Consider the following 22714-nt stretch of genomic DNA (forward strand, 5'->3'; position numbering starts at 1 on the left):
TTTTAGTGTGTTTCATTTTCGAGTGAAAAGGTATTTAATAAAATATAGTGTTCTAATTATTATATTTTTATGAGGTGAAAATATGAAAAAAATCAAAAAGTCAAAACAGTATGAGCAATTGATGTTACAAAATCAATATCTACGTAGCGCTAACTATATGTTATGCATAGCGCACTATACGTTGATCATCCATCTTATGGTACAGCACTAAAAATAGTCGAATAAAATAATGTATATTAAAAATACATTATTTATCATATAAAAATAGTGGATTTTTTCAAAATAGATTGAAATATAGTTAAAAAAATCATAAAAATACTTTATTTCCTTTTGAAAAAATAAAATCCTTAATTTGTATATTTTGAATGTAATGGTATTATATTCTTAAAAAGAGGAGGGATTTATACTGTGATTGCACATATAAATAGTCTTAATGGCAGAGAACAAACAATCGTAGAACACTTAACTAATGTTCAAAAGATGGCGGAACAATTCGGCTCAAAAATAGGATTATGTCACGCGGCTGGTTTAGCAGGTATGTTACATGATGTGGGAAAGTATGGAGATGCTTTTCAAGAATATATGCAAAAAATTAAACTAAATCCCTCAACCGTAGAAGGAACAGGCGGCGATCATTCAACTGCGGGAGCTCAGTTATTACAAGAGTTTGTATCCGAACAAGAATTAAACATGTTAATCCCTATCGTAAATGCGATTTTAACGCATCATGGCACATTACTTGATTATGCTGATCCTCAAGTAGAAGAAATTAAGTTAAAAGTGCGTTTACAAAAAGAAATTCCTGATTATACGAAAATAAAAGAATGTTTTTTTCATGAGTATATTTCAGAAAGTGCATTTAAAGAATACATTCAAAAAGCAGTGGCAGAGATTCAAGCTTTTTCAAGAAAATATGCAAAAATTATTTTACAAGAAATTAATCGGGAAGAATATCGAAACATTGCTTTAAAAGTATCAAATCATGTGAGTGTTTTTTTAACAAAGTATATTTATTCGTGTTTATTAGATGCAGATAAATTGGATGCTAAAGCTTTTGACGAAGGGAAATCAGTTGAACTTGTAGAAGCTAAGTGGTCTTTATGGGCAGAACGATTAGAAGAAAAACTAGCTTCTTTTGAACAAAAAAATCATATTTCAGTATTGCGAAAAGAAATGTCCGATCAGTGTCTGGAAGCTGCTTTAGGGGAAGTAGGCATCTATTCGTTATCTATCCCTACAGGTGGCGGCAAAACATTAGCTAGTCTACGTTTTGCACTTAAACATCTTCAACTGCATCAACAACAGCGAATTATTTATGTAGTTCCTTACACAACTATTATCGAGCAAAATGTAAAAGAGATGCGGAAAATTTTACAGCATGATGGAGAAGAAGAAGTTATCTTAGAACATCATAGTAATGTATTTGAAGAATCACCTGTGGAAGGTAATAAGCAAGAGCTACAGCAAATTAAAGCGATGAAAGACAATTGGGATGCGCCCATTATCGTGACGACAATGGTCCAATTCTTAAATATTTTTTATAACGCAAAAAACCGAAACACAAGACGTCTACACAATTTAACGAACGCTGTGATTATCTTTGATGAAGTGCAAGCAGTACCGATGAAATCGTTAGCATTATTTAATGAAGCGATTAATTTTTTATCGAAAATGCAGCATACAACTGTCGTACTATGTACAGCGACACAACCAGCACTAGCGCATTTAGATAATAAATCTTCTGACGTGACAGAAATTATTCAAAATATTCCTGATGTGACAAACGCTTTTAAACGTACGCAAATTAAGTATTTACCATCTAATCAAGGTTGGACAACAGAAGAATTAGCAGATTTCACAACTGAAAAATTACAACAAGAAGGTAATGTGTTAGTTATTTTAAATACAAAAACTGTTGTTAGAAAGTTATTACAAAAAATAGATTCGGAAAATTTCGACGTTTTCCATCTAAGTACCTCGATGTGTCCTAAACATCGCGAAGAACAGCTTGAAAAAATGAAAAAGTCTTTAGAAAATCCAAATACAAGAACACTTTGTATTAGTACGCAATTAATTGAAGCAGGTGTAGATATTAGTTTTGATTGTGTCATTCGCTCACTCGCTGGACTAGATTCGATTGCGCAAGCAGCAGGAAGATGTAATCGACATGGAGAAGCAGATGTAAAGAATGTCTATGTATTTAAGCATCGAGAGGAAAGTTTAAAACATTTAAAGACCATCGAAGAAGGTGGGAAGATTTCCAATTTAATCTTACGAGATTGTCAAAAAGATGATATTTCCCCTCTTAGCACGAATCCTATGACACATTATTTCAAACAACTTTACACACAGTTTGCAAATGAGACGAAATTTCCAATTAAAGAATATAAAAGTATTTATCATTTATTTTTCAATGGCATGGATCGTGAAGGGGTATATCAATATTCGAACTCTATTCAACTAGCTTCAACACGATATGAAGTAATCGAAAGTGCCGCGATTTCGATATTAGTACCATTTAAAGACGGAAATGAATTAATTAATCAACTAGAAGGTTATGAGCAAATTGAAGATTTTACACGATTTATGCAAAGCGTTCAAAAGTATTCGATTAATATTTTTCCATATGAGCGTAAATTACTTGAAGATCATGGCTTGTTAAAAGTGATTGAACTAGGAAAACAACAAATTTTAACATTAAAAGACGGTGCATATAATGAACAATATGGACTTGATATTGAGGGGAATAGTTTGGAACTTTTAATGTATTGAAAGGAGGAAAAAGATGAGTAAAGTAAGAAATCAAATTGAATATCTATTATACGCAGATAACGCACTTTTCACCGATCCGACAACTAAAATTGGTGGAGAAAAAATGACTTATCAAATTCCGACAATCTCAGCATTGATTGGGATTACAGAGTCGATTTATTGGAAGCCTTCTATTAATTGGGTAATTGATGAGGTGAAAATTGTTAATAAAATCTCGATGAAAATGAAAGCCATTCGTCCAATTGAATATGGCGGAGGGAATACGCTCGCGCAGTATACATATTTAGATGATGTCTGCTATGCGGTGCGAGCGCATTTTGAATTTAACGAAAATCGTCCAGATTTAAAATCAGATTTCAACGAGCATAAACACCATCAAATCGCTTTACGTTGTGTAAAAAAAGGAGGGCGTCGCGATATTTTCTTAGGAACGCGAGAATGTCAGGGATATGTAGAGCCGTGTCAATTTGATGAGGTAACTAGCTATTATGAAGGAATTGACTTAGATTTTTCTACGATGCTACACAGTTTAAGTTATCCAAGTCAGAGTGGGCGACATCAATTAGAGGCGTTGTTATGGGAGCCTCAAATGAAGAATGGTGTTATCTCTTGTATTCCACAGTCTGCTTGTACAAAGCGAAAACATGTAGCAGACTATGCACTAAAAGAATTTATCATTGGTCAAAACATGGAGTCGGTAGAAGATACATTTACAAAATTAGGAGGTGATTAAGATGTCGATTTTTCAAAGTTTAATCGATACGTATAATGCAAATGAACAGATGGCTGGAAAAGTAATGACGAAGGTTTTTTATAATGAAAAATCAGTTGAATATATGCTTTTACCGATTGCGCATACGACACAAACGGCACATATTGAAGTAATTGTCGATTTAAATGGTGAATTGATTGATGCCTATGCCATTGATAAAAAATCAACGGTACTACCATTCACTGAAGAATCTGGCTCACGTGCTGGTAAAGTATTTCGACCACATGTACTACACGACAAATTAGTATATACAGCAGGTGACTATGAAAAATATACAGGTGAGAAAGAAAAGGGAGAGGCTTTTTCTAAGTATCGTGAACAACTAAAGGAGTGGGTGGACTCCCCGTATTCAGATCCTAAAATCAAGGCAATTTACCGTTACGTTACAAAAGGTCATCTCATTGAAGATTTAGTTAGTCGCGAAGTATTGTTTGTTGATGAACAAGGACAACTACTAAAAAAATGGGAAGAACATCGCGGTGATAAGCCACTCATCTTCAAAACATTGACGAATGACCAATCGAGTGCATTTGTTCGTTTTAATGTGCATGTACCAAATGAAGTAATACAAGATGTTTGGCAAGACCAATCTTTATTTGAAAAATATACGACGTATTATCTATCAAAAGCTCGTACAGAAGAAGTATGTTTTATATCGGGAGAAGTGCGACCTACTGCACAGTCACATCCAAATAAATTACGTAATTCTGGAGATAAAGCTAAAATCATCTCTGCGAATGATAAATCAGGTTTTACGTATCGAGGACGTTTTGCAACACCAGGTGAAGCGTTAACGATTAGCTATGAAGCATCTCAAAAGATGCATAATGCTTTGAAGTGGTTGATTGAAAAACAAGGTTACCAAGTAGATGGTCGTGTATTTTTACTATGGGGAAGTCACGTTGATGAACCGATTCCGTCCCCCAATTCAAATGATTGGTATTACAGCATGCTCGGAGAAGATTTTGAAATCGAACAGAATAAAAAAGTTGGCGATTTTACGGAAGAAGATTTAGCGCATAATTATCAAAAATTACTGACAGGTTGTTTTACACATAAAACAATACGTGACGCTGAAAAAGAGCAGATTCATATTGCAGAAATTGATGCGGCAACACCTGGTCGACTCGCCATTATCAATTATCGAAATATGGAATTAGGCGATTATCTGAAAAAATTATTACAATGGCAAGAACGTACGATGTGGTATAAAACAATTCCTGTAAAAGATTCAAAAGAAAAGCGTACTGTATTTAGTGGATTTAGTTTACGCGAAATTGCGAATGCAGCATACAGTCCAAGACCTGATGCAAAGATGGTTAAAGAAGCAACGACACGTCTATATGAATGTGTTTTAAACGGTAGTAAAGTGCCGCGAGATTTGGTTCGATTGCTGTTTAATCGTTGCAATCTGCCGCAAGCCTATGAGTCAGCAGAATATGAGCGTTTATTACAAGTAAGTTGTGGTGTATTCAAAGATTATTTTAGGGAGGAGCAATATACAGTGAAATTACAAACGAAAAATCAAAATCGTAGCTATCTATTTGGTCGATTATTAGCGATTGCTGATGTATTTGAAAGTGGCATGTTAAAAGATAGCGGGGTCAACCGTCCAACGAATGCACGTCGCTACACAACAACTTTTGTAAATAGACCCGCTTCTACATGGATGACTATTTTAAAACAACTAGATCCGTATTTCAGTAAAGCAGCAGTTAGTAATAACTTTTCAGCAATGACAAAAAACGATGTTGTACAAAAGCAAATTGGCGAAATTATCGCGTTGTTTGAAGAAGGCGATTTTGTAAATAAACCGCTAGATGAACAATACGTATTAGGTTATTACACACAACGTAATTATATGTATACAAAAAAGGAGGAAAAAGAAAATGTCATTAGTGAATAAAATTGATTTTACTGTAATTTTTACTGTTAAAGGTGCGAACCCGAATGGTGACCCACTGAACGGTAATCGTCCGCGTCAAGATTTAGAAGGTTTTGGAGAGGTATCAGATGTCGCAATCAAACGTAAATTACGTAATCGTTTACAAGATTTAGGTCAGGCTATTTTTGTACAATCCAATGATCGTACAAACGATGGGTTTAAAAGCTTACGAGAACGTGCAGAAGGAAATAGCGAATTAAAAGCAATCAAAAAAGATAGTGAAGAATATGCACGCATTGCGAGTCAAGCTTGGTTTGACGTTCGTGCCTTTGGGCAAGTATTTGCATTTAAAAGTGGATTATCAGTTGGTGTACGTGGACCTGTTTCTATTCAAATGGCCAAAACATTAGAACCCATCGCAATTAACAGTATTCAAATTACTAAAAGTGTAAATTCAGAGCCCGGTGATAAGAAAGGTTCAGATACGATGGGTATGAAGCATGTTGTAGACTTTGGTGTTTATAAATTCTCTGGTAGTATCAATACACAACTAGCAGAAAAAACAGGCTTTACGTATGAAGATGCGCGATTAATCAAACAAGCGTTAGAAACATTGTTTGAGAATGATGCATCATCTGCTCGCCCAGAAGGTACAATGGAAGTACGTGCTGTATATTGGTGGGAACATGATAGTCAATTAGGTCAATTCTCATCTGCTCAAGTTCATCGCGCTTTAAAAGTAATCCCAACAACAGATGAAGATCAACCTTATACAGTTGAAAAAGGTGAAATTTTAAGTCAATTAAAAGAAAGTGTATATGAAGTTTAATCAGGAAGCTGAATACTTGATGCTATCAGGTATTCAGCATTTTCAATTTTGCAGACGTCAATGGGCTTTAATTCATATTGAACAACAATGGGTTGAAAATGTGAAGACAATCGAAGGGCAAATTATTCACCAAAAAGTAGACCAACCAGAATTACGAGAAAAAAGAAAAAACCATTTAATTGTACGAGCGATGCCAATTCAATCCCATACATTAAAAACAACCGGTATTTGCGATGTTGTTGAATTCATTGAAGATGAACAGGGTGTATTTTTACCAAAAGAACAGAAAAAGTATCGTATTATTCCTGTTGAGTACAAACGAGGCAAAGTGAAAAAAGGGAAAGAAGATCTTGTTCAATTGGTCGCACAGACGATATGTTTAGAAGAAATGTTTTTAATTGATGTTCCAATAGGTATCTTTTTTTACAATGAAACAAAGCAGCGTGTTCAGGTGGAAATTACAGAAGAAATGAAAAATGAAGTACGCGATTTATTTAAAGAGATGTATGGGTATTATCAAAAGCAATATACGCCAAAAGTAAAGATGGGAAAACATTGTAAAAGTTGTTCGCTTGAATCTATTTGTTTACCAAATACAATGGCGCAAGAATCTGTGAAAAAATACATGGAGAAATACTTATAATGAGAAAACTATTAAATACATTATACATTACACAAGACCAAGCATATTTAACATTGCAAGGAGAAACAGTAGTTATCCAAGTAGAACAACAAAAAATAGGACAGGTGCCACTACTAAATTTAGAAGGAATTTGTACATTCGGATATGCAGGCGCAAGTCCATCCTTAATGGGGTATTGTGCTGAAAATGATATACCTATTACTTTTTTAAAAAGGAATGGTCGATTTTTAGCGCGCGTAATTGGTAAAAGTAGAGGCAATGTATTATTGAGGAAAAAGCAATATGCACTTTCAGAAGATGAAACAGAGAGTGCGAAGATTGCGCGAAATATGATTTTTGCCAAAATTGCAAATCAGCGATGGCAATTAGAACGCGTCATACGAGACCATCCGATGCGCGTGGAAGTTGAAAAAATTCAGCAATCTATTCAGCGCATGAAAAATACACTTCCTTCAATTTTAACGTGTGAGGATTTAGAAAGTTTACGCGGTTTGGAGGGACAAGCAGCGAATGAATATTTTAAATGCTTTAATGAATTAATCTTAACGAATGAAGAAGGCTTTGAATTTAAAGGGCGTTCAAGAAGACCGCCATTAGATCGAACAAATGCATTGCTGTCCTTTATGTACACACTATTATCCAATGACTTGGCAGCAGCTCTTGAATCTAGTGGTTTAGATGCGTATGTGGGATTTTTACATCGTGATCGACCAGGTAGAGCTTCTTTGGCACTTGATATGATGGAAGAACTTCGACCTATTTTAGCAGATCGTTTTGTTATTTCATTGATTAACCGAAAAGAATTAAAAACGGATGATTTTTTAATAAAAGAAAATGGAGCAGTTATCTTAACAGATGATGCGAGAAAATTGTTACTTCAAAAATGGCAACAACGTAAAACAGAACAAATCATGCACCCAAGACTAAAAGAAAAAATTTCATGGGGATTAGTTCCTCATGCCCAAGCATTATTATTAGCACGTTTTTTAAGAGGAGATACGGAAGAATACCCACCATTTTTATGGAAGTGAGGGACAACTAATATGCTAGTAGTTGTGACGTATGATGTAAAAACATCAGAGGTTGGGGGCGCTAAGAGACTAAGACAAGTTGCTAAAAAGTGTGAAGCTAGAGGAATACGTGTACAAAATTCAGTCTTTGAATGTCAATTAGATGCGACCCAATTAGTTCAATTAAAACATGATCTAACAAAAATTATTAATTTGAAAACAGATAGTTTACGATTCTATAGCATTGGTAATCAATATAAAAATAAAGTAGAACATATCGGAGCGAAAGAAGCAATTGATGTTCAGGATCCACTGATTTTCTAAGTGCGAACCTTAGGCGAACATGAAAACCCAGGGAGGTTCGCACTGAAATTACTAACATTTTTTAAGAAAATAAATCTAAATAAATCATAATATGGTAAAATGAATGTGCGATTTAATAAAAAAAGGTGAATTTTATCTTTTTTTATCACAAAATCGCTGTCTCACTCTTTATGAGTGAGTGGATTGAAATAGTAATATCTCGAATCTTTGTATGTCCGATACAGGTCTCACTCTTTATGAGTGAGTGGATTGAAATTTTTTCATAAATTAAATATAGTCTACTAAGTGCCGTCTCACTCTTTATGAGTGAGTGGATTGAAATAATTAGAAAAGAAAAATTACGTGGTGGATTACGGGTCTCACTCTTTATGAGTGAGTGGATTGAAATAATGCTGGGGATGTTAAATCGTGCGGCTGCCTTAAGTCTCACTCTTTATGAGTGAGTGGATTGAAATGTAAAGATACGACAGCAAAAGCGCCGGAATACCCGTCTCACTCTTTATGAGTGAGTGGATTGAAATTTTATCCGCTGCGCCTACACCCGCTGCATCGCCAGTCTCACTCTTTATGAGTGAGTGGATTGAAATGTCAAAAACAAAATCACCATCTTTAATTTTTAAGTCTCACTCTTTATGAGTGAGTGGATTGAAATGTTGTAATTGTGCCGATTGGTGTCACTTTGCTTGGTCTCACTCTTTATGAGTGAGTGGATTGAAATTTTTGGTGTATATGTGTCCGCTGTATAGTCTTGGTCTCACTCTTTATGAGTGAGTGGATTGAAATTTAACCAAAATCAATGGGAAAGAATTTGTTAATCGTCTCACTCTTTATGAGTGAGTGGATTGAAATAATCACCGAAAATGGCACAAAGATGAACTTACCGTCTCACTCTTTATGAGTGAGTGGATTGAAATTGTCACAAAGTCATTACCGTCAAAGACGTGATGCCGTCTCACTCTTTATGAGTGAGTGGATTGAAATAGCGACAAATTGTTTTGTATCTTCTTCACTTGATGTCTCACTCTTTATGAGTGAGTGGATTGAAATAACATGAAAAACATTACAGATCAAGCGCGTATTGTCTCACTCTTTATGAGTGAGTGGATTGAAATAGAGCAGGACAAAGAGTTACGCGTTGAAGTCGAAGTCTCACTCTTTATGAGTGAGTGGATTGAAATAGTGATGATCATTTGTTAACGATTACGCAGTCTTAGTCTCACTCTTTATGAGTGAGTGGATTGAAATATGCCATCTCGTCATAATGACAATGACACTCGCTCGTCTCACTCTTTATGAGTGAGTGGATTGAAATTTTTGGTGTGTATGTGTCCGCTGTATAGTCTTGGTCTCACTCTTTATGAGTGAGTGGATTGAAATTAGTCGCGCTTTAGGGTTACCATCTTTGTCCGTGTCTCACTCTTTATGAGTGAGTGGATTGAAATGAGATGTGGCGCAAGAGCAAGAACGTTTGGAATCGTCTCACTCTTTATGAGTGAGTGGATTGAAATTCCAAGACCTCTTAAAACTGCCGAACGACTTTCTGTCTCACTCTTTATGAGTGAGTGGATTGAAATATCAGTACATTCTCGACTGCTAGCGATAACATGTCTCACTCTTTATGAGTGAGTGGATTGAAATCACTCGTATAAATCATCTACACTGCAACTTAAAGGTCTCACTCTTTATGAGTGAGTGGATTGAAATCGAGATACCCCAATCCTTATTAGCTGCGTTTGTATGTCTCACTCTTTATGAGTGAGTGGATTGAAATTTTATTACAAAAAGTTGTTATCCATGCTACGTCGTCTCACTCTTTATGAGTGAGTGGATTGAAATAAAATTGCTCGTTTTAAGTTGTTCAATGAGCAAGTCTCACTCTTTATGAGTGAGTGGATTGAAATGAGGTAAACGGTGAAGCAGTGAAGTTAAGTGGTAAGTCTCACTCTTTATGAGTGAGTGGATTGAAATTGTTGTGCCAAAATGATCAACGTAACAATTGTGTCGTCTCACTCTTTATGAGTGAGTGGATTGAAATTAGATTCAAGAATTGTCTGTCCTCCCAATCCTGGTCTCACTCTTTATGAGTGAGTGGATTGAAATGTAAACAAAAACACCCTGCTTATCAAGTTTAGCGGTCTCACTCTTTATGAGTGAGTGGATTGAAATCGACTGCTGATGTGTAAGTACCGTTGATATCCGTGTCTCACTCTTTATGAGTGAGTGGATTGAAATGTTACAATCGTGACACGAAACGAGCGGATATACAGTCTCACTCTTTATGAGTGAGTGGATTGAAATTGGTGTTTCTTTGTAGTCTTTGATATATGTGCGGTCTCACTCTTTATGAGTGAGTGGATTGAAATGTGCGTTGTTACCTTGTAAATCTAGTTTGAAGTCGTCTCACTCTTTATGAGTGAGTGGATTGAAATATTGCTATTGATACGGTAGATGAATTAGTAAAAAGTCTCACTCTTTATGAGTGAGTGGATTGAAATCGCCAACTGCTGTACCTACTGGACCAGCGACAGTACCGTCTCACTCTTTATGAGTGAGTGGATTGAAATAATTGTGAAAGCATAATGTTCACTGTCATTTTGTGTCTCACTCTTTATGAGTGAGTGGATTGAAATAATGTGTAATTGTGATAAAGATTCTTTACCTTCCAGTCTCACTCTTTATGAGTGAGTGGATTGAAATATATTTCTTGCTCCGCCGATTTTCTGTGCTTTCTGTCTCACTCTTTATGAGTGAGTGGATTGAAATGTGTGGATAAAAGATTCGTCGCTACGTTTTTTTCGTCTCACTCTTTATGAGTGAGTGGATTGAAATAAAGGAGGGGTTAAATAATGCCGGAAAAATTACGTGTCTCACTCTTTATGAGTGAGTGGATTGAAATTATACAGAAATAAAAGTAATTTAAAATGATTTTGTCTCACTCTTTATGAGTGAGTGGATTGAAATGAGTTCGCCTTTTTCGCACCAATTACGGATTGTGTCTCACTCTTTATGAGTGAGTGGATTGAAATGGCATACGTGAAGCACTTGCAACCATATCCCAAGTCTCACTCTTTATGAGTGAGTGGATTGAAATCGATGTGAGTGATGAAGTAAAATCACTCGCACGATTAGGTCTCACTCTTTATGAGTGAGTGGATTGAAATTAGCACTTCATGCGCTTGCTTTGGTGTTGTTAAGTCTCACTCTTTATGAGTGAGTGGATTGAAATAGCGACATCTAGCGTCAATTGATTATCAATGACTGTCTCACTCTTTATGAGTGAGTGGATTGAAATTTCTCGAGCTCAAACGCTTTTTTATCGAGCTTGGACGTCTCACTCTTTATGAGTGAGTGGATTGAAATACGTCCACAGGTAAACTCTTTACTCTGCTATCAGTCTCACTCTTTATGAGTGAGTGGATTGAAATGAATAAAAAACTCCCTAGATTGCACATTTCCGAGTCTCACTCTTTATGAGTGAGTGGATTGAAATGTGTTGAGTTTAGTACCTGGCGTACCATCTGATGTCTCACTCTTTATGAGTGAGTGGATTGAAATTTTGTTAAATGGAACATTGAATTCAATTCGTTGGTCTCACTCTTTATGAGTGAGTGGATTGAAATAACAAGAGCTATATGAGCAATTAAAAAAAGATACGTCTCACTCTTTATGAGTAAGCGGATTGAAATATATCATTCACTCATACTAACGTAATTCTTTCCGCTTCACCAAAACAAGCAGGTAAATCAATACGATTTACCTGCTTGTTTATTACATACTCATATGAAGTTTTTCATCTCCACTACATCTCGTCATGTAGTGGCTTTTTTGAGTTGTTCGAGCTGTGTATAGAGATTGCTTGCGATGGCGCTGTGCGTGTGTGTATTTAGCCAGTCGCACCAAGTGATGCCCGCTTCATATAACGCGCCCACCCATACATTCAATTCTGCCTCCACTGTTTGTTCGTCGATCGTGCAGCGAATCGTACGCACATGTTGTTCCGTCTTGATTATAACCGGTGTATTTGGAAAATATCTTTCTGCTGTGCCATGTGCTACACATTCAGCAAAACCATCTACGATATATTGCCAGAGCGTATGTAATTCATCGGGTGCATGTTCGGTTGAGAGGCGTTTAGTAGCTGTTTGAATGGTGAGAAAGCCTTCAGCATTTGAAAAGCCACCTTGCAAACGAACATGATGCGCCTGATGAAGCAGTTGTGGTTGATTTTCTTCATCATAGACATATGTTTGGATCTGCATTCCCTGTACCTCCTACACGAGCGTGGTTTGTCGTTTCATCTTCTCCCATAATTGTACACGACTACGCGGGTAATCGGCGAGGTTCTGAATGCCTAGTTCTTTCGCTACTTCAAAGAGTAGCGGGCGTTCTAAGTGTGCTGCTTGTAAAATCGCCTGTTCTTCAAAGAGGGCGACAGGATTCCCCATATACGTCATCTGTCCGTCTTGCATAACGAGTACGAGGTCAGCCCATTCATATGCGAAGTCTACGTCGTGTGTCGATAAAATAATCGTCCGTTCTTTCGTATGAAAGTCATTTAAATGTTTCATAATTTGAGTGGCATAGTAGCGGTCGAGTCCTGCAGATGGTTCATCTAAAATTAAAATATGGGGTTCCATTGCGAGAACACCTGCAATCGCCACGCGTTTTTTCTGTCCCAAACTTAAAAAGTGAATGGGCTTTTTTCGTAATGATTCGAGTTCAAGTTGCGTAATTATGTGTTCAACCTGTGCATGTATTTTGTCAGAAGACCAGCCGAGGTTGGTCGGGCCAAATGCGATGTCTTGTTCAACCGTTCCAGAGAAGAGCTGTGCGTCTGGATCTTGAAAGACGATACCGACCTGTCCACGTAATGCTTGAAGTCCTTTTCGGTTATATTGATAGGGCATATCATGCATAAAAATTGTCCCAGTCGTTGGTTGAAATAAGCCATTCAGATGTTTAAATAGTGTGGATTTTCCCGCACCATTATTGCCAAGTAGTGCAATTTTTTTCCCTTGCGGTAACGTGAATGATAGGTCGTGTAATGCGATTGTACCGTCAGGATATTGGTACGATACATGGTCAAATGTAATCATAAATAAAAACCTCCTAGATAAACTGCGCCGAGTAGGCATAAACTAACGCCAATACCAAGCCAGTTTCTGCGTTCGGTTTGGTACGTTACATAATGGCTTGAAATATCTTCGTTGTAGCAACGAGAAGCCATCGCCTCATGAAGTTGTTTTGAACGTCGAAAAACATCTTTAAACATGGCCGTCACTAAATAACCGACAGATTGAAACCAGCGGCGCTTTTTTTGATAGCCAAGACGGGATTGCTGGGCTTCATAAATGGCCTGCATACTTTGTAAAAAGACAAAAATAAAGCGATATGTGAGTTCACATAGTTCAATAAAAATAATCGGTATTTTTAATTGACGCATCGCATATGTGATGGCACTAATCGGCGTTGTGAGTGCAATAAAGTAAAGACAACTAATACTTGCGAGCACCGAGAAAAAAAGGTGAAACGCTGTATCGACACTCGCTTTTCCGATAAAAAGTTGAACACTTCCAAATGACATACTCCAATAGTGAGGGGGAAGTGTGGCCGTTGTAAATGAAATAAGAATCGAAAAAATACTTGTCAGCAAAAAGAAACCCGGCAAAAGAAGTAATTTACAATAGAGTGATAATGGTATTTTAGCGGCAAATAAAATAAAAGTACTCATTACGAAAAACGTAATGAGTGAAATAAGTACATCCTTTGTGATGACAGCGAATAGCAAAAAACTCAGTGCAAATACCATCTTCTCTAAAGGATGTACGTTGCTTAAACGATTCGTATAAGCATATTGATCAATTGGAATCATGCGAAACCTTTTCTTTTTTCGTACGACCACGCATTAAACCGAAGAAGTAGCCGATAAAACCTGCACCAATGGCCGCTTGTAGTGCAAATAATAAACTTTCGATTTCGCCACTTGGTGGTTCCCAAATGCTCGAGAACCATGGTTCATAGCTTTTGTCGATTTCGGTAATGGCTGCTTCTGCTTCACCATCCGCACCGCCAAATTCAGCACCCTTTTGAATAAATAAAGGGAAGATGGCAAGGGCGATGACGATGAAAAGGAAGAATAGATTCTTTTTCATTATTCAGCTGCCTCCTTTTTCTTCGTGAAAATATTTAACATACGTAACTCTGCCACATTGTATTTTCGTAAGAAGTTCATAACAATGACCGTTAATAAACCTTCACTAATCGCAAGTGGAATTTGTGTGAATGAGAAAATACTTGCGAATTTTGCGAATGAAGCAAGTATGCCGCCCGCTTCAGATGGGAAGGCAAGTGCTAATTGGAATGATGTAATTGTATATGTACCGAGATCACCAAGCATTGCGGCTAAAAAGACAGCAACGGAGAATGACCAACCTGCTTTTTGAGCGCCTTTGAATACATACCATGCGATAATTGGACCAGCGACTGCCATCGAAAAAGCATTCGCACCAAGTGTTGTAAGACCGCCATGTGCAAGTAGTAATGCTTGGAATAGTAACACAATTGAACCGACAACACTCATCGCCAGTGGTCCGAATAATACAGTACCTAAGCCGACACCTGTTGGATGTGAACAACTACCTGTAACCGATGGGATTTTTAACGCGGATAAGACGAAAGCGAAAGCCCCAGATAATCCAAGCATCATCTTCGTTTCAGGATGTTCTTTTACAGTTTTTCGAATCGAACGAATACCCATAATGATAAACGGTAGGGAGATGGCCCACCAGAAAATCGCCCACTCAATCGGTAAAAAGCCTTCCATAATGTGCATCGCATTCGCACGATTTGGTACGATTAAGAGAAAGGGTAAAAAATAAACTAGCTTTAATAATTTCTTCAACACGTTCAAACGTCCTCCTTCTTCTTTGAGAATATGCACAAAAAAACCTATTCTACAATATAGAATAGGTTAAAAAAGACATAGCAAAAAAAGCTGTCTTTCATACGCCTATCCTCGTAGGGTGAAATCAATCTTCGGTGGCAGGTCTCCTGGCTTCGCCTCATCATGTATGAACACCTTCCCGTTCATTGAACAGTGGCATATTGTTCATACACTCCGCTTCACAGTTGCGGGACAGCATCGGATTTACACCGATTTCCCTTTTAAGTAAGTTCATCAAAAACTTACACCATCGAATCGTTAAAATTATTTGATATTTCTAAAAAAGCTTATCATAAAACGCTAAATTTTGACAATAAGTATTTTTTAAACAAAAATTTTTTATGTAAGAATACTGGATAAATGCAGAGATTTCAGTGTTTTTTCAAGGTGAATAAACTTTAATAATATTTTATCAAAATGAATTTTCAGAAAAGTGTCTTGAAAGTTAGACAAATTATGGTTATGATTATAACCAAGATTTTGAAATTACATATAACGATTGTATTTTAGGAGTGCCTATTATTTTTTAGGTTAAAAGGGAAAATGGTGAGATGCCATTACAGCCCCCGCTACTGTATAAGTGTCGAAACAGTCAGATCCATTGGCGAATTGCTGAGAAGGGACTGTGTTCGGATACACTTGAGTCAGGAAACCTGCTTCTAAAATCGGACAAACTTTTCGGTGGGAAGAGATTTGGACAAACTAGTAGTTGGGCTACGTTTATTTCACTATGCCAATTTTTAGGATGTTCAACCTCTATTCTAGGCGAATAGAGGTTTTTTTGTTTGCGCAAAAGCGGATCGTTCGGATACATACGAGGGGGATGTTAGAGATGACAACTTGGAATTTGAATGGTGTGCAATCACACGTATTAATTTGTAATGGTAGTAGCTGCATGCGTAAAGAGGGAGAAGAAATTACACAAAAAATTCGTGCGGAAATTACAGCGCGTAACTTGGATGAGCAAATTCATACATCACGTACACGTTGTAACGGACGTTGTAAAGATGCATGTGTCGTTGTGCATTATCCAAAGGGTGATTGGTATAGTATTACGTCGGAAGAAGAAGCGACACGCTTTGTAGCGCAACTTGCAGGCGAGCAAAAAACGGTTGTACCGCGTATTACATTTGAAAATGGCGCGTTCGTTCGTAATGAAGATACACCAGCGATTAAGGGGATTTCAAAAGTGAAGGAGGAAGTTTAATGACACAACAAGGAAAATTGTATGTCGTTGGCTTCGGTCCTGGAGACTTTCAGCATATTACGAATCGTGCAGTAGAGGTATTAAAATCATGTGACGTTGTCATCGGTTATAAAACTTATGTCGATTTGATTCAAGATTTAATTACAGCGACAGCCGTAATTAGTACAGGGATGACAGAAGAAGTGTCGCGTGCGCAAGAAGCAGTAAGACAAGCAGAGGCAGGTAAGTCCGTTGCCGTAATTTCAAGTGGCGATGCAGGTGTATATGGTATGGCAGGGCTTGTGTACGAAGTGTTAATTGAACAAGGTTGGACGGAGAAAACAGGTGTACCGATTGAGATTGTACCAGGGATTTCAGCTATTAATTCATGTGCATCACTACTAGGCGCACCCGTCATGCATGATGCTTGTACGATTAGTTTGAGTGACCATTTAACACCATGGGATTTAATTGCAAAACGAATTGAAGCAGCTGCGATGGCAGACTTCGTTATTGCGTTTTACAATCCAAAAAGTGGTCGCCGTACACGTCAAATTGCGGAAGCGCAGCGCATTTTACTGATGTATCGTCATCCAGATACGCCTGTAGGTCTAGTGAAAAGTGCTTATCGTGAGACACAACAAATTCAGATGACGACATTACAAGATATGTTGGAACACGATATTGGGATGTTGACGACCGTTGTTATCGGGAATTCGTCGACATTCATGTATGACGGGAAGATGATTACACCGCGTGGTTATCAGCGTAAATATACACTTGGTGAAGAAAAACAACCGTTAAAGCCGCATCAGCGTTTGAAAAAAGAAGCAGAACCATGGGCGATGGATCAGGAAACAGGAAAGTCATACGCGCCGCAAGCGATTGCTACAGTGGAGCCGAAAAAGCCTGAAGTAGATACTCTAGCACTTGCAGAGGAAGCGCTTGGCTATCTTGGTGGAACCGTTGTTGAACCGAAACAATATGTTCACCAGAAGATGGAGGCAATTTTCGAGTTTGCGGTCAGCCCAGGCGTAGCGAATAAGAAGATTACACCACAGCAAATGCTTGTGTTAGCCGAAGTAGTAGGTGAAAAAGGTTCGATGGAATATACGCCAGACCATGAATTTATTCTTCGTATTCCAACCACATCACCTGAACGTATTACCGATCGTTTACGAGAAGTCGGTCTCATAATCGCACCGGTTGGCGATGTTGTGAAAATGAAGGCATGTGATTTCTGTGATGGTGAAAAAGCCGATGCGATTCCATATGCCGATGCTTTGCAAGAGGCATTTGGTGGAATGAGCTTACCGAAAACATTAAATATTGGTTTTAATGGCTGCGGAATGGCTTGTTATAAAGCAGTGATGGATGATATCGGAATTGTTTACCGAAAAGGTGCATTCGATGTCTTTATCGGCGCAAAACCTGTCGGACGTACGGCGCACCCGGGTCAACCTGTAGTTGAGGGACTAGACAAAGAACAATTAGTACCTCTTGTAGAATCGATTATTCAAGAATACAAAGCAAATGCGCATCCGAATGAGCGCTTATTCAAATATTTTAAACGTGTGAAGAAGATTGGAAACTTTATTTATCAAGATCTCACACCAAAAATCAAAATTGCCCCTGCACCTTGTGGGGATTAGGAGTGTTGAAGATGAAAACAGCAGTATTAATCGTCGGTCATGGTAGTCGTCTACCAGCAGGAAATGAAGAAGTACGTCAATTTGCAAAGCGTATTGAAGCGCAATTACCAGAACAATTATTAGTGGAAACATGTTTTTTAGAATTTGAAAGTCCAAATATTGCACAGGGAATGAAGGCGTGTGTCGAGCGCGGCGCAGAAAAAATTATTACGATTCCAATTATGCTTTTACAAGCAGGGCATTCAAAAATTCATATTCCAATGGCGATTGATGAAGCGAAAGAATTGTATCCACATGTATCGATTACATATGGTCGTCCATTAGGCATTCACCCAAGTTTAATTGATATTTTAGAGTACCGTTTAGCAGAGAGTGGTTTTGTAAAAGACGAACAAGATGAAGATACGACGGTCTTATTAGTAGCACGCGGCGGTAGTGATTTAGATTCAAATAGTGATGTTTATAAAATCGCGCGCTTATTGTCAGAGCAAATTGGTGTGCGTAATGTAGAGCCTGCGTTTATGGGTGTGACCTATCCAACAGTGGATGAGGGGATTATGCGTTGTGAAAAATTAGGTGCGAAAAAAGTATATATGCTACCGTACTTCTTATTTACAGGTATCTTAATGGAGCGTATGACGGATTGGAAAGCGCGCTATGATACGGAATACGATATGGATATTACATTATGCGAATACTTTGGCTACCATTCATTACTTGAAAAAGTGGTGATTGAACGTATTGAAGAGGCGTTAGCTGGCGATGTGAAAATGAACTGCGATACGTGTACATATCGTATTAATGCATCTGAATTTGTCGATCATCATCACCATCACGACCACGACCACGACCATGATCATGGGCATGGGCATCACCACCATCATCACGATCACGACCACGACCACAGTCATGACCATGCACACGACCATAAGGAAGTGCATCAATAATGTTTTTTCTAGCAGGAACGAGTGATGCGCGTGCGCTAGCTGTTCGACTGAATAACCATCACGATGTTTTAGCAACAGTAGTGACGGATTCAGCGGCTGCGAGTTTACAAGCAGAGGGAATTGCGACACATGTCGGGCGCTTAACAGCAGAAGAGATGGCTGAAAAAGTGAAAGCACGCGGTGATCAAATCATTGTCGATGCAAGTCATCCCTATGCAGAAGAAGCATCAAAAAACGCACAACAAGCGGCACAATTAGCAGGTGTCCCGTATTGTCGCTACGAACGGATGTCTGAAGATTATGAAAACGACTTAATTACAGTTGTTGAAACATATGAAGAAGCAGCGCTTGAAGCGAAAAAGCGTAAAGGGAATGTGATGTTGCTGACGGGGAGTAAGACGCTACAAATTTTCACGAAGCATTTACTCGGTGAAGAAGAGATTACATTAATCGCACGCATGTTACCGCGTATTGACAATATGGAAAAATGCGAAGCACTTGGTTTACCGCAAAAGCAAATTATTGCGATGCAAGGACCGTTTACAGCAGAGCTAAATACGGCATTATACAAACAATACGATACGACATTGATGATTACGAAAGAGAGCGGGAAAGTTGGTTCGGTTGATGAAAAAATCACGACAGCTTTAGCACTTGGAATTGAAGTGATTTTGATTGCACGTCCGAAAATGGATTATCCGAATATGTTCCGTAACTTTGATGATATTGAGCAATTTATAGGAGGCATTTGATCATGACAAATGAGCAACAGGAAAAAGAATTATTTATTAATACAGACAACTTTAATACGGATTTCACACCGTTAACAGTAGAGCCGAACCGTATTTATGAATATAGTTTTGAAACAATTTTAGAAGAATATGGTCCACATGATTATTCAGAAGATGAGTGGTCAATCATTCGTCGTATCGTGCATGCATCAGCCGATTTTGAATTAGGAAAAAGTGTCATTATTCACCCAGATGCGATTCGTGCAGGCATTGAATCGATTCGTGCTGGGCGTCCTGTCATTGCGGATGTACAGATGATTCAAAGTGGTTCAGGTCGTAAACGATTCCAAAAACATGGTGGCGACCTATATTGTCACATTGCAGACGAAGATGTATCGAAAATGGCGAAGGAACACAATACGACGCGTGCGATTATTTCGATGCAAAAAGCAGCGCGCTTACATGAAGGTGGTATTTATGCGATTGGGAATGCACCAACTGCACTACTAGAACTGATTCGTCTCATTCGTGAAGGAATTGCAAAGCCCGATTTAATCATTGGTATGCCAGTTGGTTTCGTATCAGCAGCTGAATCAAAAGAGGAATTATCGAAAGTGACAGAAGTGCCTTTCATTACGAATTTAGGTCGTAAAGGTGGTAGTACGGTAACCGTTGCGGCACTAAATGCGATCTCGATTTTAGCTGATCGCCAAGACTAATGGAAAAGAAGAAGAAAAAAGACCCGAAAGATATGCGCCATGGTTATACGACAGGCGCATGTGCCACTGCAACAACGAAAGCAGCTCTAATTGCTTTACTTTCGGGTGAAGAACAAGAATCGGTGACGATTTTTTTACCGGTTGGAAAATATGCCACATTTACGATGGAGCATACCGTACGAGAAGGAAAGGCTGTTCGTTGTGGCACGATTAAAGATGCAGGAGATGATCCTGATGTGACGCATTTAGCACTGATCGAATCGACTGTATCTTTTATTGAAGGTGATGCCATCGTTTTAGATGGTGGTGTCGGTGTGGGACGTGTAACAAAACCAGGGCTTCCTGTACCTGTTGGAGAAGCAGCGATTAATCCTGTACCGCGTAAAATGTTAGAGGAAGTTGTGAAAGAGACACTCGAACATTTCGGCGTGAAGCGAGGTGTGAAAGTCGTCATCTCGGTTCCAGCTGGTGAGGAATTAGCGAAAAAGACATTGAATGGTCGCTTGGGAATTGTCGGTGGTATTTCCATCTTAGGAACGAGAGGAACCGTTGTACCGTTTTCAAGTGCAGCTTATATGGCGAGTATTGCTGAAGCTGTTAGTGTTGCACATGCAGCAGGACAAAAACATTTGATTTTAACGACAGGTGGACGGAGTGAGCGCTATGCGATGGCGCTTTTTCCTGATTTAGCTGAAGAATGTTTTATTGAGATGGGTGATTTTGTCGGTCATGCATTGAAGCACTGTAAAATACATGACATTCCGCAAGTGACATTGGTCGGTATGATGGGGAAATTCTCAAAAGTGGCACAAGGCGTGATGATGGTTCACTCGAAAAGCGCGCCAATTAACTTTGAGTTTTTAGCAGATCTTGCAGCAGAGAGTGGTGTACCGCCCGCATTACAAGAAGAAGTGAGGCACGCGAATACGGCTTCGCAAGTAGGCGAGATTATGCTAGAACATGGCTATCAAGCCTTTTTCGATCGTCTTTGCATGGCATGTTGTCATGCGTCGATTCAACATGTGAAAGGAAACATCAATGTGAGTACCTACATTTATTCAATGAAGGGCGAGCAATTAGGAAGGGCTGAACAAATTGACAGCATCGATTAAATTAATCGGGATTGGTGATGGGGGAAAAGCTACCTTAAACCAACAAACAACTGAATGGATTGAACAAAGTGATGTATTAGTCGCAGGTGAGCGTGTTCTTGCCTTTTTCGATACATATGAAGGACAAAAAATCGTCATTAAAGGCGGTTTAAAACAAGTTGTGGAACAGATTCAAGCAGCTACAGGTAACATTGTCGTACTAGCTTCAGGCGACCCTCTTTTTTACGGAATTGGGCAATATCTTTCTAACAAAATGCCATTAGAGATTTATCCGCATGTGAGTTCTGTTCAACTTGCATTTGCACGTTGTCAAACGAGCTGGCAAGATGCAAAAGTGATTAGCTTGCATGGTCGTTCAATAAAAGGTCTTGCTCAAAAGATGAATGGTGAAAAGAAAGTGGCGCTTTTAACAGATGAAGTGAATTCACCGAATGCCATTGCACAGTATTTACTTGATTTTGGCTTCCATGAATATCATGCTTTTGTCGCTGAAAATTTAGAAGGTGTGGAGGAACGTTGTCGTCATTTCACATTAGAGGAGATGAAAGAAGCAGCGTTTTCGCCACTGAATGTGGTCATTTTAATCGCACAGGAAACACCGCATGTATGGCCGCTTGGTATTGAAGATGAGGAATTTTCACAGCGCAAGCCAGATAAAGGGCTGATCACGAAAAAAGAGATTCGTGTGTTATCCATTCAACAATTAAATGTGAAGCCAGATTCGATTATTTGGGATATTGGTACATGCACAGGTTCGATGGCGATTGAAGCAGGACGTATTGCAAAAGAAGGAGCAGTCTATGCGATTGAGAAGAATGAGCCTGATTTAGCAAACTGTCTTGAAAATCAGAAGAAATTCCGTGTAGATGTGACGGCAATTCATGGAAAAGCACCTGAGCGTTTAGACGAATTTCCGAATCCAGATGCAGTCTTTTTAGGCGGTACAGGCGGAAATATTCGTGATTTATTGACGATTTGTTCAGAGCGCTTAAATGAAGGTGGGCGCATCGTTTTAAATGCGACAACAATTGAAAATTTAGCGAAGGCCGTTGAGATTTTTAAAGAATTGGGTCTACACGTCCATATTATCCAAGCGCAAATCGCACGTAGTAAGCCGATTTTGGATATGACACGTTTTGTTCCATTGAATCCAATCTTTATTATTACAGCGAGCAAGGGGGAAAATTAA

19 protein-coding genes, 1 CRISPR repeat array and 2 riboswitches are annotated in these 22714 nt (G+C 38.4%); of the genes, 14 read left to right on the forward strand and 5 right to left on the reverse strand.

Annotation, left to right across the window (positions count from 1 at the left end; translation table 11 throughout):
- Positions 1-408 precede the first annotated feature (408 nt).
- Genes cas3 through cas2 form a run of 7 tightly spaced genes read left to right on the forward strand, consistent with a single transcriptional unit; the run spans position 409 to position 8235 of the window.
- Positions 409-2772, forward strand: coding sequence for a CRISPR-associated helicase Cas3' (gene cas3 / locus KGI01_RS08910; protein ID WP_141274398.1), 2364 nt, complete (start codon positions 409-411; stop codon positions 2770-2772).
- Between the two features lie 13 nt (positions 2773-2785).
- On the forward strand, positions 2786-3505 hold the full coding sequence (gene cas5c, locus KGI01_RS08915) for a type I-C CRISPR-associated protein Cas5c (RefSeq protein ID WP_141274399.1): 720 nt from the start codon (positions 2786-2788) through the stop codon (positions 3503-3505).
- A gap of 1 nt (position 3506) precedes the next feature.
- Entirely contained in the window at positions 3507-5450 is a 1944-nt protein-coding gene (gene cas8c / locus KGI01_RS08920) for a type I-C CRISPR-associated protein Cas8c/Csd1 (RefSeq protein ID WP_141274400.1), read from the forward strand.
- A complete protein-coding gene (gene cas7c / locus KGI01_RS08925) occupies positions 5434-6258 on the forward strand; it encodes a type I-C CRISPR-associated protein Cas7/Csd2 (RefSeq protein ID WP_141274401.1) in 825 nt (274 codons plus the stop codon). Before cas8c ends, cas7c begins: the two co-directional genes overlap by 17 nt.
- Positions 6248-6901 (forward strand): CRISPR-associated protein Cas4, encoded by a 654-nt coding sequence (cas4, locus tag KGI01_RS08930; protein ID WP_141274402.1) that lies wholly within the window; start codon positions 6248-6250, stop codon positions 6899-6901. The genes cas7c and cas4 overlap by 11 nt, the downstream gene beginning before the upstream one ends.
- Positions 6901-7932 carry a type I-C CRISPR-associated endonuclease Cas1c gene (gene cas1c, locus KGI01_RS08935; protein ID WP_141274403.1) on the forward strand — a complete coding sequence of 344 codons (1032 nt, stop codon included), beginning with the start codon at positions 6901-6903 and terminating at the stop codon, positions 7930-7932. Before cas4 ends, cas1c begins: the two co-directional genes overlap by 1 nt.
- 12 nt (positions 7933-7944) lie before the next feature.
- Positions 7945-8235: a CRISPR-associated endonuclease Cas2 gene (cas2, locus tag KGI01_RS08940; RefSeq protein WP_141274404.1), complete on the forward strand. Its 291-nt coding sequence runs from the start codon at positions 7945-7947 to the stop codon at positions 8233-8235.
- A 158-nt stretch (positions 8236-8393) separates the two neighbouring features.
- A CRISPR array of direct repeats spans positions 8394-11921; the repeat unit is 32 nt; unit sequence GTCTCACTCTTTATGAGTGAGTGGATTGAAAT.
- Positions 11922-12044: 123 nt separating this feature from the next.
- On the opposite strand, the gene KGI01_RS08945 is transcribed toward cas2, so the two are convergent.
- Genes KGI01_RS08945 through KGI01_RS08965 form a run of 5 tightly spaced genes read right to left on the reverse strand, consistent with a single transcriptional unit; the run spans position 12045 to position 15067 of the window.
- A complete protein-coding gene (locus KGI01_RS08945) occupies positions 12045-12494 on the reverse strand; it encodes a hypothetical protein (RefSeq protein ID WP_141274405.1) in 450 nt (149 codons plus the stop codon).
- A gap of 12 nt (positions 12495-12506) precedes the next feature.
- Positions 12507-13331, reverse strand: coding sequence for an energy-coupling factor ABC transporter ATP-binding protein (locus KGI01_RS08950; RefSeq protein ID WP_141274406.1), 825 nt, complete (start codon positions 13329-13331; stop codon positions 12507-12509).
- Complete coding sequence (gene cbiQ / locus KGI01_RS08955; protein ID WP_141274407.1) at positions 13328-14107, reverse strand: cobalt ECF transporter T component CbiQ; 780 nt, start codon at positions 14105-14107, stop codon at positions 13328-13330. The genes KGI01_RS08950 and cbiQ overlap by 4 nt, the downstream gene beginning before the upstream one ends.
- The gene (locus KGI01_RS08960; RefSeq protein WP_068453946.1) at positions 14094-14387 is read right to left on the reverse strand and encodes an energy-coupling factor ABC transporter substrate-binding protein; all 294 of its coding nucleotides are present in this window, start codon (positions 14385-14387) and stop codon (positions 14094-14096) included. The genes cbiQ and KGI01_RS08960 overlap by 14 nt, the downstream gene beginning before the upstream one ends.
- Positions 14387-15067: an energy-coupling factor ABC transporter permease gene (locus tag KGI01_RS08965; RefSeq protein ID WP_141274419.1), complete on the reverse strand. Its 681-nt coding sequence runs from the start codon at positions 15065-15067 to the stop codon at positions 14387-14389. The genes KGI01_RS08960 and KGI01_RS08965 overlap by 1 nt, the downstream gene beginning before the upstream one ends.
- Before the next feature lie 191 nt (positions 15068-15258).
- Positions 15259-15445: riboswitch (cobalamin riboswitch) on the reverse strand.
- 226 nt (positions 15446-15671) lie between these two features.
- Positions 15672-15853: riboswitch (cobalamin riboswitch) on the forward strand.
- 157 nt (positions 15854-16010) lie between these two features.
- On the opposite strand from KGI01_RS08965, the gene KGI01_RS08970 reads away from it, so the two are divergent.
- Genes KGI01_RS08970 through cbiE form a run of 7 tightly spaced genes read left to right on the forward strand, consistent with a single transcriptional unit; the run spans position 16011 to position 22714 of the window.
- Positions 16011-16385 (forward strand): (2Fe-2S) ferredoxin domain-containing protein, encoded by a 375-nt coding sequence (locus KGI01_RS08970; protein WP_068453943.1) that lies wholly within the window; start codon positions 16011-16013, stop codon positions 16383-16385.
- Positions 16385-18016 carry a precorrin-3B C(17)-methyltransferase gene (cobJ, locus tag KGI01_RS08975; RefSeq protein ID WP_141274408.1) on the forward strand — a complete coding sequence of 544 codons (1632 nt, stop codon included), beginning with the start codon at positions 16385-16387 and terminating at the stop codon, positions 18014-18016. The genes KGI01_RS08970 and cobJ overlap by 1 nt, the downstream gene beginning before the upstream one ends.
- Positions 18017-18027: 11 nt before the next feature.
- Complete coding sequence (locus KGI01_RS08980) at positions 18028-18963, forward strand: sirohydrochlorin chelatase (RefSeq protein ID WP_141274409.1); 936 nt, start codon at positions 18028-18030, stop codon at positions 18961-18963.
- Positions 18960-19715, forward strand: a complete 756-nt coding sequence (gene cobK, locus KGI01_RS08985; protein ID WP_141274410.1) for a precorrin-6A reductase — start codon at positions 18960-18962, stop codon at positions 19713-19715. Before KGI01_RS08980 ends, cobK begins: the two co-directional genes overlap by 4 nt.
- Positions 19716-19717: 2 nt before the next feature.
- Positions 19718-20413, forward strand: coding sequence for a precorrin-8X methylmutase (locus tag KGI01_RS08990; protein ID WP_068453937.1), 696 nt, complete (start codon positions 19718-19720; stop codon positions 20411-20413).
- Positions 20413-21525: a cobalt-precorrin-5B (C(1))-methyltransferase gene (locus KGI01_RS08995; protein WP_141274411.1), complete on the forward strand. Its 1113-nt coding sequence runs from the start codon at positions 20413-20415 to the stop codon at positions 21523-21525. The genes KGI01_RS08990 and KGI01_RS08995 overlap by 1 nt, the downstream gene beginning before the upstream one ends.
- Positions 21509-22714, forward strand: coding sequence for a precorrin-6y C5,15-methyltransferase (decarboxylating) subunit CbiE (gene cbiE, locus KGI01_RS09000; protein ID WP_141274412.1), 1206 nt, complete (start codon positions 21509-21511; stop codon positions 22712-22714). The genes KGI01_RS08995 and cbiE overlap by 17 nt, the downstream gene beginning before the upstream one ends.

The organism is Kurthia gibsonii, assembly GCF_006539985.1.
In the GTDB taxonomy this organism is placed as follows: domain Bacteria; phylum Bacillota; class Bacilli; order Bacillales_A; family Planococcaceae; genus Kurthia; species Kurthia gibsonii.

Coding starts and splice junctions, on each gene's coding strand:
- KGI01_RS08950 (WP_141274406.1), bottom strand. CDS start 13,331: ATGATTACATTTGACCATGTATCGTACCAATATCCTGACGGTACAATC.
- cas8c (WP_141274400.1), top strand. CDS start 3,507: ATGTCGATTTTTCAAAGTTTAATCGATACGTATAATGCAAATGAACAG.
- cbiQ (WP_141274407.1), bottom strand. CDS start 14,107: ATGATTCCAATTGATCAATATGCTTATACGAATCGTTTAAGCAACGTA.
- KGI01_RS08970 (WP_068453943.1), top strand. CDS start 16,011: ATGACAACTTGGAATTTGAATGGTGTGCAATCACACGTATTAATTTGT.
- KGI01_RS08965 (WP_141274419.1), bottom strand. CDS start 15,067: ATGCACATTATGGAAGGCTTTTTACCGATTGAGTGGGCGATTTTCTGG.
- cas5c (WP_141274399.1), top strand. CDS start 2,786: ATGAGTAAAGTAAGAAATCAAATTGAATATCTATTATACGCAGATAAC.
- KGI01_RS08960 (WP_068453946.1), bottom strand. CDS start 14,387: ATGAAAAAGAATCTATTCTTCCTTTTCATCGTCATCGCCCTTGCCATC.
- KGI01_RS08980 (WP_141274409.1), top strand. CDS start 18,028: ATGAAAACAGCAGTATTAATCGTCGGTCATGGTAGTCGTCTACCAGCA.
- cas7c (WP_141274401.1), top strand. CDS start 5,434: ATGTCATTAGTGAATAAAATTGATTTTACTGTAATTTTTACTGTTAAA.
- KGI01_RS08990 (WP_068453937.1), top strand. CDS start 19,718: ATGACAAATGAGCAACAGGAAAAAGAATTATTTATTAATACAGACAAC.
- cobJ (WP_141274408.1), top strand. CDS start 16,385: ATGACACAACAAGGAAAATTGTATGTCGTTGGCTTCGGTCCTGGAGAC.
- cas2 (WP_141274404.1), top strand. CDS start 7,945: ATGCTAGTAGTTGTGACGTATGATGTAAAAACATCAGAGGTTGGGGGC.
- KGI01_RS08945 (WP_141274405.1), bottom strand. CDS start 12,494: ATGCAGATCCAAACATATGTCTATGATGAAGAAAATCAACCACAACTG.
- cas4 (WP_141274402.1), top strand. CDS start 6,248: ATGAAGTTTAATCAGGAAGCTGAATACTTGATGCTATCAGGTATTCAG.
- cas1c (WP_141274403.1), top strand. CDS start 6,901: ATGAGAAAACTATTAAATACATTATACATTACACAAGACCAAGCATAT.
- KGI01_RS08995 (WP_141274411.1), top strand. CDS start 20,413: ATGGAAAAGAAGAAGAAAAAAGACCCGAAAGATATGCGCCATGGTTAT.